Raw genomic sequence first — 791 nt, 5'->3', positions numbered from 1 at the left:
CAGCAGAATGCGATGATTACTGGAGGTGTGACTGCAACCTCTGTAACTTACTACACGAGCCTTGCAGATGCAGAGGCAATGATTAATGCGATAGACACGCCTAGTGCTTATGTAAATACAAGTAATCCACAGACTATATATGCCAGAGCGGTTAATACAGCTAGTAACTGTGAGAGTACGATGGTGGTAGATTTTGAGATTTTTGTACAACCACTACCATATACAGACCTTAGCAATGAGGGCGGACAGATTTGTGTGGATGAGATTACGGGTGAAGCGCTTGATCCATTTACGATAGATGGTACGGTAGAAGATCCTCAGATTGGGGTGAACTACAGCTATGCGTGGACGCTCGATGGTGCATTGATATCACTAGACCCTGTGGTGACTGTAGATGCTGCAGGAACCTATCAGGTGCTGGTCACAGCTACGTATGTGGATGGTACGGAGTGTGATTACCTAGCAGAGGCGGTATATACGGCAGAGAGTGCGCCGGTGTTTGAGGCGATTGTACTAGAACCTTCTTTTAATAGTAGCGGATTGTACACGGTAGAGGTGATCAACATAACGGGGGTAGATCCTACCTCTGAGTATGAGTTTGCACTAGATGATGGCCCATTCCAGAGTAGTACGACTTTTACAAATGTGACTCCGGGGACGCACACCATTTTTGGAAGACTAGCAAGTGGTAACTGTTCGATCTCTGAGTTTGAAATAGGGATTATAGATTACCCACGTTTCTTTACACCTAATGCAGATGGTTTTCACGATACGTGGAATATTATAGGGCT

Annotated in this window: 1 pseudogene; it reads left to right on the top strand. The window is 45.3% G+C overall.

Features of this window, described 5'->3' with window-relative positions:
* Positions 1-791 (top strand): annotated as a pseudogene (locus ACFO5T_RS13935) (T9SS type B sorting domain-containing protein); the annotation flags it as partial.

The organism is Dokdonia genika, from assembly GCF_042652845.1.
Classification (GTDB): Bacteria; Bacteroidota; Bacteroidia; order Flavobacteriales; family Flavobacteriaceae; genus Dokdonia; species Dokdonia donghaensis.
Note: the sequence above shows the minus strand (reverse complement) of the source record. Positions and strands in the feature narration are given on the sequence as shown.